Genomic DNA, 14171 nt, shown 5'->3' on the forward strand with positions numbered 1-14171 from the left:
GGCAGCCGGCCCGAGGCGTTCAGGCCTTGTCGGCGGACGACTCCGGGGCCGCCGCGGCGAGCAGGGCCGCGAACCGCGCGTTGCCGGGCAGGTCCTCGAGCAGCACGGTCCGGCCGTTCTCGTCGGCCAGCGGGATCCGCCAGTTGGGGTACTCGTCGGACGTGCCCGGCTGATTCTGGCTGCGTCGCTCCCCGACGGCGTCGGCCAGCGACACCCCGATCAGCGCCGACGGGCTCGCGGCGACGAACCGGTGCAGCGCCTCGACGGTGCGCTGCTCGTCGGCGTCCGCGTCGAGCAGTCCGCGCTCCCGCAGCGCCGCCAGCACGGCGTCGCGTTCGGCGGCCGCGTCGGCGGCCTCGGTCTCCAGGTCCCGCTCCAGCAGGCCCAGCTCGGAACGCAGCGTGATGTGTTCTCCGGCAAGGAAACCCGCCGTCGGCGGCAGGTCGTGCGTGGTGACCGACGTCAGGCACAGCCTGCGGTAGCTCTCCGGTGGCCGCGGATCGTCGCCGTCCCGCTCGAACCACAGGATCGACGTCCCGGCGATGCCGCGGCGCGACAGGTACTCCTGCACCCAGCCCTCGAACACACCGAGGTCCTCGCCGATCAGCACGGCGCCCGCCCGGTGCGCCTCGAGCGCCAGGATCCCGATGAAGGCGTCGTGGTCGTACTTGACGTACGTGCCCTGGTCGGGCGTGCAGCCCTCGGGAATCCACCAGGTACGGAACAGGCCCAGGATGTGGTCCACGCGCAGGCCCCCGGCGTGGCGCAGCGCGGTGCGCACCACGTCGCGGTACGGCCGGTAGCCGAGCTCGGCGAGCCGGACCGGATGCCAGGGCGGCTGGGTCCAGTCCTGACCCTGCCGGTTGAAGTCGTCCGGCGGCGCCCCGACGGTCATGTCGCGGATGAGCGCGTCGCCGAGTGTCCAGGCATCCGCGCCGTCGGGCCGGACACCCACCGCCAGGTCGTGCACGATCCCGATGTCCATGCCGGCCGCGCGCGCTGTGGCCTGTGCCTCGGCGAGCTGCTCGTCGCACAGCCACTGCAGCCAGCAGTGGAACTCGATGCGCTCGGCCAGCTTGGTCCGCTGGCGCGTGACGTACGGCTCGTCCGGGGTCGCCGCCAGGGTCTGCCAGCGAGTGCTGCGCTCACCGAACTTCTCGCCGAGGGCGCACCACAACGCGAAGTCGGTCAGCGCGTCGCCACCCGCCGCGCGGAACGCATCGAACTGTGCCTGCCGCGCCGGGCTGCGCGGCACCCGGAACACGTGCCCGAGCACCTCCAGCTTGGCCCGGTACGCGGTGTCGCGGTCGATGCGCTTGTCCTTGCGGTTCGACTTGGCGAACTTCTCGGTGTACGCCTCGAGCGTCTTGCGGTGCTTGCGCGGCAGCAGCGCCGCCTCCCGGATGTTCTCCACCCGCAGGTAGATCGGGTGCACGAACCGCCGTGAACTCGGCAGGTACGGGGACGGCTCGAGCGGCGGCTCCGGCTCGCCCGCGTGGACGGGATTGACGAGCACGAAGTCACCCCCGTGCACGGAGGCGGTGATCGCCGTCAGGTCCGCGAGGTCCGCGAAGTCGCCGACGCCCCACGACCGCGTCGACCGCACCGAGTACAACTGCGTGGCCAGGCCGCGGCGACGTCGCTCGAGGAGCCGGTCGGCGGTGGCGAGGCGGGCGGGCGTCACCACCAGGGTGGCCTCGGCCTCGGTGTCGTTGCTGCGGGCGTGCAGGGTGTGCCACCCGAGCGGCAGATCCGGCACGGCGAACGTCGCGCGGCCGACGAGCCGGCCGTCGACCTCCCGGGGATCGACCCACACGTCCCGCTGCGCGACGTCGACGACGTCGCCGTCCTCGGTGCGCACCTGCACCCGCACGGGATCACCGTGGGCCACGTGCACGGGGAAGGTGTGCTCCTCGCCCTGCACGACGACCAGCGCGGGCGGCAGCATCCGCCGCCACGGCTGATTCGGCACATCCGCGAGGGCGGCGTCGATCTCCGCCTCGGTGCCGGCGGGCACCCCCAGGGAGGCCAGGACCCGGCGCAGCGTGTCGTCGCTCGCGTAGTGGTCCTGCTGATCCCACCCCACGTACGTGGTGGCGATCCCGAATCGTTCGGCCAGTTCACGCAGCTTCACCGTCGATGTCACGACACCCGATCATGCCAGGTCGCGGACGGGTCGGCAGACCTGGCGAGATCAGCTGCGGACCGTGGGGCCCAGGTAGCCGAGCACCGCCCGGACACGGTGGTGGTCGTCGGGCTCGGGTGGCAGACCGAGCTTGTCGAAGACGGCACGCACGAGCACGTCCACGGAGCGTTCCCCGAGGGCCAGGGCGGCTCCGATCATCCGGTTCGAACAGCCTTCGACCACGAGGGTGAGGACCTCCCGCTCCCGGGGGGACAGCTCGTCGAGGGCCCCCCGGTCGCGGTGCGGCCGGGAGATCAACCGGCCGGCCACGTCGGGATCGAGTGCCGTTCCGCCCGCCGCGACGCGGTGCAGCGACCCGAGGAACCCGTCGATGTCGGAGAGGCGGTCCTTGAGCAGATATCCCAGGCCGGCGGTCCCGCCGGCGAAGACGTTCATGACGTTCTCGGTTTCGACGTACTGGGACAGCAGCAGCACGGCGGTGCCCGGGAAGCACCGGCGAACGGTGAGGGCGGCGTCGATGCCCTCGGTGGTGTGGGTGGGCGGCATCCGGATGTCGACCACGGCCAGGTCCGGATGGTGCTCTTCCACCAGGTGCAGCAGACCCTGCCCGTCCGCGGCCTGGCCGACCACCTCGATTCCCTCGTCGCGCAGCAGGCCGGCGATGCCCTCGCGGAGCACCGCGGAGTCGTCGGCGAGCACCACCCGCAGGTTCATGACGGCTCCCCGGATGTCCCGGCGGTGAGGGGAAGCGACAGCGTCAGGGTCGTCCCGCCCCCCGGGGGACTGTGCACGCCGAGCACCCCACCGAGGGCCGCGGCGCGGTCGCTCAGTCCGCTCAAACCGCCGCCGGCAGTCAGCGTCGCACCGCCGCACCCGTCGTCGGTGACGACCATCCGCAGCATCCCGCCGTCCCGGCGGAGGTCGATCTCGATGTGCGTGGCGCCGGAGTGCTTGGTGGCATTGGCGACCGCCTCGGCGGCGATGAAGTAGGCGGCGAGTTCGATCGACGCGGGAGCTCGCCCGGTCAGGGTGTCGACGATCTCCACCGGCAGCGGAGCACGCTCGGCCAGAGCGGTCAGCGCGGCGGCGAGACCGTGTTCCTGCAGCACCGGCGGATAGACGCCCCGGGCCAGTTCCCGCAGCTCCACCAGCGCCGAGTCCAGTTCGGCCGTGCCCTCGGTGAGCAACTCCTGCTTGCGCTCCGGCTGGGACGTCCGCTGCGCGCGCCGCAACAGGATCGTCGCAGCGACCAGGCGTTGCTGCGCACCGTCGTGCAGGTTGCGTTCGAGTCGCCGCCGCTGCGCGTCCCCGGCGGCGACGATCCGCTCCCGGGACCGGCGGACCTCGGCGAGCTGAGCCTGCAACTCGAACTGGAGCCGCTGGTTGTCCAGCGCGAGGGTCGCCGCGCTGCGCACCGCCGCGAGCAGTTGCGGCTGATGCCGCAGCGACCGGTCGTACACGAGCGCCCCGACCGGGACGCCGTCGCGTTCCAGGACGGTCGCCGCACGGGGGTCGCCGCCGCCGGGCAGGCGCTGCGGGTCCCCGTGCGCGTCGAGGTAGCTGTTCGACCGCGGCGACCACGACCACAGGACCAGACCGGGGTCGCGCAGCGCCTTGCGCAGCGCGTGGACGAACTCCTCCCCGAGCGGGGCCGCACCGACCTCGACCATCACGTCGCTGACCGCCCCGCGGGCCACCCGGTAACGCCACAACCCCACCAGCACCGCGATCGGAAACAGCGCGGTCGCCAGGTAGCCCACGTAGGCCGTCCACACGTTCCCCACGCCGGACGAGCGCGCCGTGACCAGCCCGGTGCCGATGACCGTGGCGAACCCCAGGATCCCCGCGATCCACAGGGGTGCGAACGCGGCCCGATAGGCCGGAGAGCCCGACCGCCACCGGGCCAGCAGCACGCCGATCACGACCACACTGATGCCGATGGCCACCGCTCCGAACACGAGCTGCAGCGCCGCGAAGATCGTCGGATCGTCCCGGACCAGCAGGAGGTTGGGTGCGGTGAAGCGGTCGGTGCCGATCATCACGGAGGGGTTGTAGAACATCAGGTCGAGCAGCACCGAGACCAGGAAGTACACGTAGCAGCCACCCACGAACCACCGTTCCCACCTGCGGGTCAGTCGTCCCGTCGGAAAGCCGAGCAGTACGTGGATCAACACCGGCAGGTACATCACCGTCAGCGCTGCCCCGACGGTGAAGACCACCGGGTTGCGGGCCGCGGCGCCCCCCTTCACCAGCCACAACAACCCGGCCAGCACCATCAGCCGTCCCGTGTTGTCGTCCGGCCGGCTCTGCCACGCGACGATGCCCGCCGCGACGAAGGCGACGCCCACCGCGAGGAACGCGATCAGCTCCGCCGGTCCCGCGGGCGGACCGCCCGGCCAATCGACCGACACCACCGCCACCCCGACAACCAGCAGGGTGGTCACGGCGACGACCGCCGGCAATGTTCGACGACTCACGACGAGGCCTCCGATCCTCGCTCTCAGCATCCCGCTTCGGGTCCCGGCCGACCACCGTGCTGGCACTGTTCGAACATCTGGGATTCGGCCTCGGTTCCGCCGACGATCCCCGAGGGGTTGAATAGAGGAGACGGGCCGCTTCGGGAGGTGGTGGCGGTGAACGGGAACGGGGCTCCCGGGCCGGGTTCGGTGTTTGCCGGATACACCATCGAACGGCTGCTCGGCGCGGGCGGCATGGGGTCGATCTACCTCGCGCAGCACCCGCACCTGCCACGCAAGGTAGCCCTCAAACTGCTCCACCCGGTCCTGACCGCCGACGACAGCGTCAGGGCCCGCTTCGAACTCGAGGCCGACCACGCCGCGCGGCTCGAACACGCCAACATCGTCCAGGTCTACGACCGCGGCTGCGAGGACGGCCGGCTCTGGATCGCGATGCAGTACGTCCCCGGCACCACCGCCGCCGCGTTGCTCCGGCACGGCCCCGTCCCACCCGAGCGGGCAGTGCACATCGTCTGCGAGATCGGCAAGGCCCTGGACTATGCGCACCAGGCCGGGGTGCTGCACCGCGACGTGAAACCGACGAACATCCTGCTCGCCGAGCCCGCCGGTCCGGGCGAGCCCGAACGGGTCCTGCTCACCGACTTCGGCATCGCCAAGGCCCTCGACGAGGCGAGTGGGCTCACCCGCACGGGGACGTTCGTCGGCAGTCTGCAGAACGCCGCACCCGAGCAGTTCGACACCACCGTCGCGCTCGACCACCGCACCGACATCTACTCGCTCGGCTGCACCCTCTACCACCTGCTCACCGGCCGGCCCCCGTATTCCGGTGACACCCTGCCCAAGCTGTGGCACGGGCACGTCCGCAGCCCGATACCCCGGCCGAGCGAGGCCCGGCCCGACCTGCCGACCGCGTTCGACTCCGTCGTCGCGCGCGCGCTCGCGAAGGACCGCAACGACCGCTACGGCACCTGCCGGGAACTCACCGCCGCCGCCCGCGATGCCCTCGCCTCCGAGGCCACGGCCACCGTCCCCACCCCGGTTCCCGGTGCGGCGGGCGACGACACGCTGGCCCGCACGGTGGCGGTGGACGCCGCGGCACCGACCCAGGTGGCCGCGACGCGGCGCGCCGCACGGCGCGGCGACAGTGCGGCACCCCTGCGGGTGGTGCTCGCCGACGACTCCGTACTCCTGCGCGAGGGCATCTCCCGGCTGCTGTGCGACGAGGGGATCGACGTCGTCGGCGAGGCCGGTGACGCCGCCACCCTGCTCGCTCTCGTCGCCGACGAACGTCCCGACGTCGCCGTCGTCGACATCCGGATGCCCCCGACCCACACCACCGAGGGCATCGGTGCCGCCGCGACCATCCGAGCCGACCACCCCGACACCGCGGTGGTGCTGCTGTCGCAGTACGTGGAAACCGACCACGTCATGAACCTGCTCGCCGACGGGGCCGCCGGCTTGGGCTACCTGCTCAAGGATCGGGTCTCCGACATCGACGAGTTCGTCGACACCCTGCACCGGGTCGCCGGGGGCGGTTCGGCCATCGACCCCAGCGTGGTGAGCCGGCTGGTGGCCCGCCCGCACCGCGACAGCCGTCCCATCGACACGCTGTCCACCCGCGAACGCGAGGTCCTCGCGCTCATGGCCGAGGGCCGCTCGAACCGGGCGATCGGGGCGGCCCTGTTCCTCGGGGAACGCACCGTCGAGGCGCACGTCCGGGCGATCTTCCTCAAGCTGGGTCTGCACCCCGAACCCGAGGACCACCGGCGCGTCCTCGCCGTGCTGAAGCACCTCGAGGCGACCACGCCCTGAGCCGTCCCGGGCACGGCCCGACCCTCGGAAACGGAAGGCCGGCGTGAGGTGCTCAGTCGGAAAGTTCGTCGAACAGGGTCGGCTCGTCCGGATTCTCGAACAGCTCGATCTGCTCGGGCGGGGACGACCGGCGCCGGCGCCGGCGCTTCCCGGTGCTGCCGGCCGGGGGCACGAGCAGCCGCATCGCTGCGGTGAGCGAGTGGCAGGTCGCTTCCCATTCCAGCGCCTTCGCCTCGGCCCGCGCGGTACCGGCGTCGTCCCCGGCCGCGGCGCGTCCCATCGCCTCGGCCTGCCAGCACACCTGCGCGTCCACGCTCATCCGCAGGAAGCGCAGCAGCTGGTCCGGTTCGTCGTCGGCCATGCGGGCCACCGTGCGGGGCTCGACCGCCACCTGTCCGTCGAGATGGAAGTCGCGCAGTGCCAGCAGCGTCAACGGAAGATCCGCCTCGGACTCCGCCGTCCACGGCGGCAGCTCGTCCGCGGGCGGCGGCACACCGTCGTGGTCGATCTCGTGCAGCAGCTCGCCGCCGAGACGGGTGCCGAACCCCTCGTCCAGTCCCTCGAGGAACTGCGCGACCAGGTCGAGCGTGGCCAGCAGGTGGGCCGGCACGAACGGCGACGCGGGCAGGTGTGCCGCCACCGCCACCCGGTCCTCGACCAGCACGAACTTCAGGTGCGGCCACCGCCGATTGAGGTCCGCGACGACCTCGGCGGCGCGGGTACGTCCGGTGATCTGGTGGACGATCGGGGCGAACACGTCGACGGTGCGCTCGTGCGGTCCGACACCGACGAACACGACCATCCCCGCGACCCGCAACGCCAGGTCGCCGTCCTCGTCCCACAGCGGGACGTCGCCGATCCGCTCGCGCAGTGTCGACTCGATCAGCTCGCGTACGTGCTCCTCGCCCGCCGTCTGGACGGCGAGGGGGAGCGCAGCCTGCGGCGGGATCTCCTCGGCCGGCGGGGGCAGCTCGAAGTCGGCCCGGCCGGTGCCGAACGTGTCGGTGCGCAGGAACAGCGGATGCGGCACCCCCCACACCCGCCGCAGCGCCGTCACCGCGACGGCCGCGAGCTGGTCCGCCCACGCCGCGGGCCGGTCCATCCAGTAGGCGGGCGACCCGCCGTCCTCCGGGTCGTCGGGTCCCCGGGACGGTGCGCGCCAGCCGAGCTCGGCGAGCAACGCCTCGTCGCCCGGGCCGAGACGACGATCGGGGTCGAGGTGGGCATTGGACGGCACCTCGCACCGAACCTGGCCCTCACCCCACGCGTAGAACTGCACGCACGGTCCGGCCGGGCCGGTGTCCTCCTCGACGAGTGGCTCGAGGACCAGCCCGTCGCCGTCGCTCATCGCCGCCACGTGGTCGGCGAGACGTGCCCGGAACTCGTTCCAGGACCGGTCGACGTCGCGGTCGAATCGGCTCTCGGTGTCGGTCACGATCCACCCCCTTTTCCGCTGTCGCGGGACCGTGTGACGACACTAGCCGGGGGGACCGACAGTCGCCGGGCGGGCAGCATCACTCGGTGGCGGGCCCGGAACATCCGGCCGCCCGGGTCGCCGTCGGCGCAGGCTGCGGGCAGCCGACCCGTCAGCGCAGGCTGCGGACGAACACCCCGATCGACGCGACGGCCCGTCCCGCCTCGGGCACGATGCCCGCCGCGGCCTGGAACACGTGCACCTGCCGCTCCCACACCTGCAGTTCGCAGTGCACACCCGCGCCCGCGAGACGCGCGGCCATCAGCTCGGCGTCGACGTACGTCATCTCCTCCGAACCGGTCTGGATGAGGGTGGGCGGCATGGCGGTCAGGTCGGCGTCGACCGGGGACACCGCGCGCGGACCAGGCCCGCCGGCGGCGGCGTCGATGCGGGCGATCACGTCGGCCAGGGCCGGAACGGCGCGGCGCGGGAACAGGGCGCACCGATACGAATTGGGATGCGCGAGCTTGCCGCGGGTGTCGAGGTCGGTCAGCGGCGAGAGCGCCACGTTGCCGGCCGGACGGCCGAGGCCCAGCCGCAGCGCCTCGAGCGTGACCTGGAAGGTGAGGAATCCACCCGCCGAGTCGCCGGCCACCACGATCCGCTCGGCCGGGTAGCCGTGCGCGATCAGCCACCGCAGCCCCTCGATGCCGTCCTCGACCGCGCTCTCGATCGGGTGCCCCGGCAGCATGCGGTAGGCGACGCTGAGCACGGGGGCCCCGGCTGCCGACGAGATGCGGGAGACCATCTGCCGGTGGGTGGTCAGCCCGCACACCAGGAACGCCCCGCCGTGCAGGTACAGGATCGCGGTGGAGCCGTCGGCGCCCGGCGCGGCGAGGAACTCGGCGCGGCAGGACGGCAGCCGCACCGCATGCCGGTGCGTGCCGGGGACCGGCTTGAGGGGAAACGCGAGGCGGTCCACCACACCGGTCGGCCAGGGCAGGTGCGGGGCGCGTGCCCACGCGTCGATGACCGGCTTGACGGTGCTGCGCACCGAGAAGGTCAGCGCCTGGGACGGAATGCTCACCCCGGCGATCTCACGTCGCAGCACCGGCCGCGGTACGGGCGGATACGACAACGACGGATGGTTCGACGCGGTGCTCGTCACCGGAACCTCCTCGTCCTCGTCCGCTCGGGCGGAGCTGCGCTCGTCGGCTCCGGCTTGTCCTCCGCGGCCCGTCCGCCGTGGCTTTCGCAACGTTCGTCCGGGTCGGTTGATCGACAGTACGACGACGATCCGCCGGGGCGAAGCACCGTGACTCGATGGAGACCGGGCATCGTGATTTCCGCAGGTCGCGGGCCCTTCTGTTATCTATTCGGTACGGCATGCGCGGGACCGACGTACGATCCATCCCAGCGTGCGACGGCGGACGAAAGGGGGCAGTCCCCGTGGGGTACATGCCGGTGACGGACTCGATGTTCCTGCTCGCCGAGTCGCGGGAGCGCCCGATGCACTTCGGTTCGCTGGAACTGTTCACCCCGCCGCCCGACGCCGGCCCGGGGTACGTCACCGACCTCTACAACCGGCTCGTCGCCGACGCGCACGTCGACGAGCTGTTCCGCAAGCGACCGGCCGATCCGGTGTCGAGCCTCGGCTACACCTGGTGGACCGTCGACGACGAGATCGACCTCGAGTACCACGTCCGGCACTCGGCGCTGCCGGCACCGGGCCGGATCCGCGAGCTGTTCACCCTCGTCTCCCGCCTGCACAGCGGGCTGCTCGACCGGCACCGGCCCCTGTGGGAGGCGTACCTGATCGAAGGACTCGCCGACGGCCGGTTCGCCGTCTACACGAAGATGCACCACGCGCTGCTCGACGGGGTCTCGGGGCTGCGGCTGTTGCGGCGCACCTACACCACCGACCCGAGCGCGCGCGACTTCCCGGCGCCGTGGCACCTGCCGCCCCGCCCCCGATCCGGGAACGGATCCGGGACGCACGCGCGGACGTCGACCGTCGGTACGGTGCGCTCCGTGGCCGGCGACGTGCTCGGCGCGGCGCCCGTGGCGCTGCGGATCGCGCGGACCGTGCTCGGCGGCCGCCGCGTCGCACTGCCGTACGAGGCCCCGCGATCGATGTTCAACGTCCCGATCGACGGGACGCGGCGCTTCGCGGCGCAGTCCTGGAGCCGCGCACGCATCACACGGGTGCGGTGCGCGGCCGGCGTGTCGAGCAACGACGTCGTCGTCGCGATGTGCGCCGGCGCCATCCGCGCCTATCTCCTCGAGCGGCAGGCGCTGCCGGAGACCCCGTTGATCGCGATGGTCCCGGTGTCGCTGCGCGCGAAGGACACCCCCGAGTCGGACTCGGGTGGCAACAGCGTCGGGGTCACGCTGTGCAACCTCGGCACCCATCTCGAGGATCCGCTCACCCGGCTGTCGACGGTCAGCGATTCGATGGCGGAGGGCAAGACCCTGTTCGGCGGGATGACGCCGCTGCAGGCGACGGTGTGGTCGGCGCTCAACATCGCCGGACTCGCGCTGGCGCCGATCTCGGGCGCGGTCGCCCTGGCGCCGCCGCCGTTCAACCTCATCATCTCCAACGTGCCGGGACCGCGGGAACCGGTGTACCGGGGTGGATCCCGGCTCGACGGCATCTATCCCGTGTCGGTCGTGCTCAGCGGTCAGGCGCTCAACATCACGCTGACCAACACCGCGGACACCGTCGACTTCGGCGTGGTCGGGTGCCGCCGCACCGTCCCCGCACTGCAGCGACTGCTGGGACATCTCGAGGACGCCCTCACGGAACTCGAACTCGCACTAGATATTTCGTGAGCGGTGTCAGTCCCGCAGCGACGAGCTGCGCGGGTCCTGGGGTGTCGAACCCCGCGCGCCCGTGCTGTGTAGGACGTCGACGAGTTCGCCTTCGAGCGCCACGAACTCCGGAGACGTCAGCGCGTCCAGGCCCCGGGGGCGCGGCAGCGGCACCGACACCTCGTGGCACACCCGCGCCGGGCGGGGCGTGAGCACCAGCACCCGATCCGACAGCAGCAGCGCCTCCCGCACGTCGTGGGTGATCATCAGCACCGTCCAGCGGTCGCGCTGCCACACCTGCTGCAGCCACAACTGCATCTCGGTGCGGGTCAGCGAATCCAGGGCGCCGAACGGTTCGTCCAGCAGCAGCACGTCGCGGCCCTGCAGGACGGTCCGCGCGAGTGCCGCACGCTGCCGCATCCCACCCGAGAGCTGTCGCGGCGCGGCCTCCTCGAACCCGGCGAGACCGAAGGCGGGGAACAACTTTCGTGCCCGGTCCCGCGCCTCACCGCGGGGCGTGCCCTGGACCTCGAGGCCGAGCGCGCAGTTGTCGAGCACGCTGCGCCACGGGAACAGCAGATCCTTCTGCGGCATCAGCGCGGCGCGTCCCGGTGCGGCCGGCCGACCGGCGACCGTGACGGCGCCGGTGTCGGGCACGTCGAGGCCGGCGACCAGCCCGAACAGGGTGGACTTGCCGCAGCCGCTCGGGCCGATGAGCGAGACGAACTCGCCGTCGGCCACCGCGAACTCGGCGCCGTCGAGGACGGTGCGCCCATCGAACGCCTTGTGCACGCCGGTGACGGCGACGGCGTTCACCGCAGGCTCCTCGTCGCCAGCGCCCACGGCGCGACGACCCGTTCCACGGCGTAGGTGAGCAGGTACAGCGCGAGGGAGAGCACCGCGGTGACGAGCACCGCCGCGAGCACCAGATCGGTCCGGAACGAATTCTTCTGGGTGCTCATGTAGATCCCGAGTCCCGACGTGGCGCCGACGTACTCGGCGAAGACCGCGCCGACCACGGCGTAGGTGACCCCGATGCGCAGCGCCGTGAAGAACCGGGGCAGCGCCGACGGGAGCCGCACGTACCGGAACTCCTGCCGACGCGAGGCGCCCATGCTGCGCAGCAGCGCCCCCGCCTCCCGGTCCGCGGCCGCGAAGCCCTCGATCAGGCCGATCGCCATGGGGAAGAACGTGGCGAGCGCGATCACCAGGATCTTCGGCAGCAGCCCGAAGCCGAACCAGATGATCATCAGTGGCGCGATCGCGATGATCGGCAGGGTCTGCGACACCACGAACAGCGGCACCAGGGCCCGGCGCAGCCACGGCGAGAAGTCCACGACGATCGCCAGGGCCCAGGCGACCGCCAGGGACACCGCGAAGCCGACGAGCGTGACCTGCAGCGTCGACCAGGCGTGACCGGCGATGTCGGTGCGGTGCGCCCACCCCTGCTCGAGGACCCGGGTGGGGGAGGGCAGCACCTGCGGGCGGATGCCGCTGACCGCCACGTACAGCTGCCAGCCGAGGGCCAGCGCGGCGACTGTCAGCGCGGCCGGGGCCACGCGCCGCGCCCAGGAATTGCGGGTCGGGTCAGGGGGTGAGGTAGTCATCGGTGAAGTAGGTCGACCAGTCCGGCTCGGTGGTCAACGGTGCGCCGTCGGGACCGGAGAGCAGGCCTTTCTCGAACAGGAACCGGGAGTACCCGGTCCATCGCTCGAGGGTGAGGGTGCCGACGCGGCCGTTCTCGTCGCGCAGGTAGTCGGCCGACAACATCCGCTGGCTCTCGTAGACGAGGTCCTCATCGGAGAAGGCCCCCGGGTTCGCCTCGATCAGCGCGCGAGCGCCGCGGTCGGGGTCCTGCGCGGCGATCTCGTAGCCCCGCTGGACGGCCTGCACGAACGCCCGGGCCTGGTCCGGGTGTTCGGCCAGCCAGTCCTCGTTGCCGTCGATCACGATCGCGTAGGCGTCGGGGAACCCGTAGTCGGTGTAGCGGAAGTAGCGCATCGGCAGCCCGCGGTGCTCGGCCTCGATGCCCTCCCATGCCAGGTAGGAGACGGTGAAATCGGCGGTGCCGGAGTACACGGCCTCGTACGCGGAGGTGCCGAGGGTGACCGAGGTGAAGTCGCCGCGCCCGCCGTCGTTGCGGATCACCTGGGCGAGCGTCTCCTCGTCGCCCGGGTCGCCGAAGCCCGCATAGGTGCGGGAGTCGAGGTCCGCGGGCCGGGTCAGGTCGGCGCGGTCCGCCTTGACGGCGATGCCGGTCGCCCAGTGCTGCAGCGGCGCGAGCACCGAGACGGTGCGCGAGCCGGCCGCCCGGGAGAACGTCGCCTGCGCCTGCGTGGAGATGCCGAATTCGGCGTTGCCGGCGTCGACGAGGGTGTCCGGGGTGGTGTTGTTGTAGGGCAGGAACTCGACGTCGAGACCGGCGTCGGCGAACAGGCCCTCCTGCTGGGCGACGTACAGGCCGGTGTGGTTGGTGTTCGGCGTCCAGTCCAGGGCGAATCGGATGGTGTCGTCCGAATCGCCGCTGTTCCCGGCGCAGGACGCGGTGAGCAGCAGTGCGGCGGTGACAGCGGCCAGGACGGTGAACCGGCGGCGCAGCCGGGGGAGCGTGATCATGAGGCCGGCCACTCCTGGACGTTGAGCGCGGTGTCCCAGAACAGCAGCTCGTAGCGGGTGGCGACGGTGAACGCCTCGGCCATGGCGTCGCGCTCGGCGTCGGTGGCGGCTGCCGCCGCGGCGTCGACGTGGTCACGGGCGCCGGCGACCGCGGCATGGAACTCGGGCGCGTCGTAGGTGGTGACCCACTGGGCGTAGGGGTGGGCGGGATCCGCGGCGAGCACGTCGGCGGCGCGGACGGCGAGGTCGCGGCCGACCTCGGCGTAGATCCAGAAACAGGGGAGTACCGCGGCGGCGCCCACCGGATACGGGTCGGTGGCGACGGTGGCGGTGAGATAGGAGACGTAGCCGAGGCAGGCGGGCGAGTGCGCGGGGGTGTCCTCGGCGGGCGGCAGGACGCCACCGGTCAGCAGACCCCGGTGCAGGGCGGATTCCTCGGTGGCGGCCGTGGCCGCGCTGTTCGCCCAGAACGCGGCGGTGCCCGGGTCCGGGGCCTTCGCCGCGAGCAGGGCGAGTGCCTTGGCGTACCCGGCGAGATACAGGGCGTCCTGCTCGATGTAGAAGCGGAACGCGTCGAGCGGCAGCGTCCCGTCGCCGAGGCGGCGCAGGAACTCGAGGTCGTCGATGGCCTCGCGCAGGACCTTGGTCCGGTCCCACAGCAGATCGGTGAAGCGGTCGGTCCCTGCCGGGACCGACGCGCGGGCAGGCATGGTCATGCCAGGACATCCCTTCGTCAGCATTACCTGATCAGGTTCGACGGGTGTGATCTCAGCCCCGCGCATGTGCGGAGCACCCCGTGTCTACGGAGCCGACGATAGCACTCGGCGCAGACCGCCTCCGTCGCCCGGGTCGGCGGGGTCCGCATGCAACCTGTCTGTTGTTGGTACCTTGGCCC

At 72.1% G+C, this 14171-nt stretch carries 11 protein-coding genes and 1 riboswitch; of the genes, 2 read left to right on the forward strand and 9 right to left on the reverse strand.

What is annotated here, in order from left to right:
- Positions 1–19 precede the first annotated feature (19 nt).
- Genes malQ through RR3_RS02330 form a run of 3 tightly spaced genes read right to left on the reverse strand, consistent with a single transcriptional unit; the run spans position 20 to position 4623 of the window.
- Positions 20–2146: a 4-alpha-glucanotransferase gene (gene malQ, locus RR3_RS02320; RefSeq protein ID WP_026137676.1), complete on the reverse strand. Its 2127-nt coding sequence runs from the start codon at positions 2144–2146 to the stop codon at positions 20–22.
- A gap of 48 nt (positions 2147–2194) precedes the next feature.
- Positions 2195–2860 (reverse strand): response regulator, encoded by a 666-nt coding sequence (locus tag RR3_RS02325; RefSeq protein ID WP_010595801.1) that lies wholly within the window; start codon positions 2858–2860, stop codon positions 2195–2197.
- Positions 2857–4623 carry a sensor histidine kinase gene (locus RR3_RS02330; protein WP_234420182.1) on the reverse strand — a complete coding sequence of 589 codons (1767 nt, stop codon included), beginning with the start codon at positions 4621–4623 and terminating at the stop codon, positions 2857–2859. The genes RR3_RS02325 and RR3_RS02330 overlap by 4 nt, the downstream gene beginning before the upstream one ends.
- Positions 4624–4770: 147 nt before the next feature.
- On the opposite strand from RR3_RS02330, the gene RR3_RS02335 reads away from it, so the two are divergent.
- A complete protein-coding gene (locus RR3_RS02335) occupies positions 4771–6435 on the forward strand; it encodes a protein kinase domain-containing protein (protein ID WP_064066413.1) in 1665 nt (554 codons plus the stop codon).
- A 52-nt stretch (positions 6436–6487) separates the two neighbouring features.
- Here RR3_RS02335 and RR3_RS02340 read toward each other — a convergent pair whose 3' ends face one another.
- Positions 6488–7870, reverse strand: coding sequence for a TY-Chap domain-containing protein (locus tag RR3_RS02340; protein ID WP_064066412.1), 1383 nt, complete (start codon positions 7868–7870; stop codon positions 6488–6490).
- A 151-nt stretch (positions 7871–8021) separates the two neighbouring features.
- Positions 8022–9017: an alpha/beta hydrolase gene (locus tag RR3_RS02345; RefSeq protein WP_010595805.1), complete on the reverse strand. Its 996-nt coding sequence runs from the start codon at positions 9015–9017 to the stop codon at positions 8022–8024.
- A gap of 290 nt (positions 9018–9307) precedes the next feature.
- Here RR3_RS02345 and RR3_RS02350 point away from each other — a divergent pair, with 290 nt between their 5' ends.
- The gene (locus tag RR3_RS02350) at positions 9308–10681 is read left to right on the forward strand and encodes a WS/DGAT/MGAT family O-acyltransferase (RefSeq protein ID WP_017680394.1); all 1374 of its coding nucleotides are present in this window, start codon (positions 9308–9310) and stop codon (positions 10679–10681) included.
- Positions 10682–10687: 6 nt separating this feature from the next.
- Here the strand turns inward: RR3_RS02350 and RR3_RS02355 are convergent, their stop codons facing one another.
- The 4 genes from RR3_RS02355 to RR3_RS02370 all read right to left on the reverse strand — a co-directional run bounded on the left by RR3_RS02355 (position 10688) and on the right by RR3_RS02370 (position 13992).
- Positions 10688–11476: an ABC transporter ATP-binding protein gene (locus RR3_RS02355; protein WP_010595807.1), complete on the reverse strand. Its 789-nt coding sequence runs from the start codon at positions 11474–11476 to the stop codon at positions 10688–10690.
- Positions 11473–12267, reverse strand: coding sequence for an ABC transporter permease (locus RR3_RS02360; RefSeq protein WP_064066351.1), 795 nt, complete (start codon positions 12265–12267; stop codon positions 11473–11475). The genes RR3_RS02355 and RR3_RS02360 overlap by 4 nt, the downstream gene beginning before the upstream one ends.
- Complete coding sequence (locus RR3_RS02365; protein ID WP_064066353.1) at positions 12248–13276, reverse strand: ABC transporter substrate-binding protein; 1029 nt, start codon at positions 13274–13276, stop codon at positions 12248–12250. The genes RR3_RS02360 and RR3_RS02365 overlap by 20 nt, the downstream gene beginning before the upstream one ends.
- The gene (locus tag RR3_RS02370) at positions 13273–13992 is read right to left on the reverse strand and encodes a TenA family protein (RefSeq protein WP_064066352.1); all 720 of its coding nucleotides are present in this window, start codon (positions 13990–13992) and stop codon (positions 13273–13275) included. Before RR3_RS02370 ends, RR3_RS02365 begins: the two co-directional genes overlap by 4 nt.
- Positions 13985–14083: riboswitch (TPP riboswitch) on the reverse strand. Its footprint overlaps the gene before it by 8 nt.
- Positions 14084–14171: the final 88 nt, after the last annotated feature.

The sequence above is a fragment of the Rhodococcus ruber NBRC 15591 genome, assembly GCF_001894945.1.
Taxonomy (GTDB): Bacteria; Actinomycetota; Actinomycetes; order Mycobacteriales; family Mycobacteriaceae; genus Rhodococcus; species Rhodococcus ruber.

What these genes read in the sequence shown, in the direction of transcription:
- RR3_RS02325 (WP_010595801.1), bottom strand. Translation starts at nt 2,860, where the DNA reads ATGAACCTGCGGGTGGTGCTCGCCGACGACTCCGCGGTGCTCCGCGAG.
- RR3_RS02365 (WP_064066353.1), bottom strand. Translation starts at nt 13,276, where the DNA reads ATGATCACGCTCCCCCGGCTGCGCCGCCGGTTCACCGTCCTGGCCGCT.
- RR3_RS02370 (WP_064066352.1), bottom strand. Translation starts at nt 13,992, where the DNA reads ATGACCATGCCTGCCCGCGCGTCGGTCCCGGCAGGGACCGACCGCTTC.
- RR3_RS02350 (WP_017680394.1), top strand. Translation starts at nt 9,308, where the DNA reads ATGCCGGTGACGGACTCGATGTTCCTGCTCGCCGAGTCGCGGGAGCGC.
- RR3_RS02360 (WP_064066351.1), bottom strand. Translation starts at nt 12,267, where the DNA reads ATGACTACCTCACCCCCTGACCCGACCCGCAATTCCTGGGCGCGGCGC.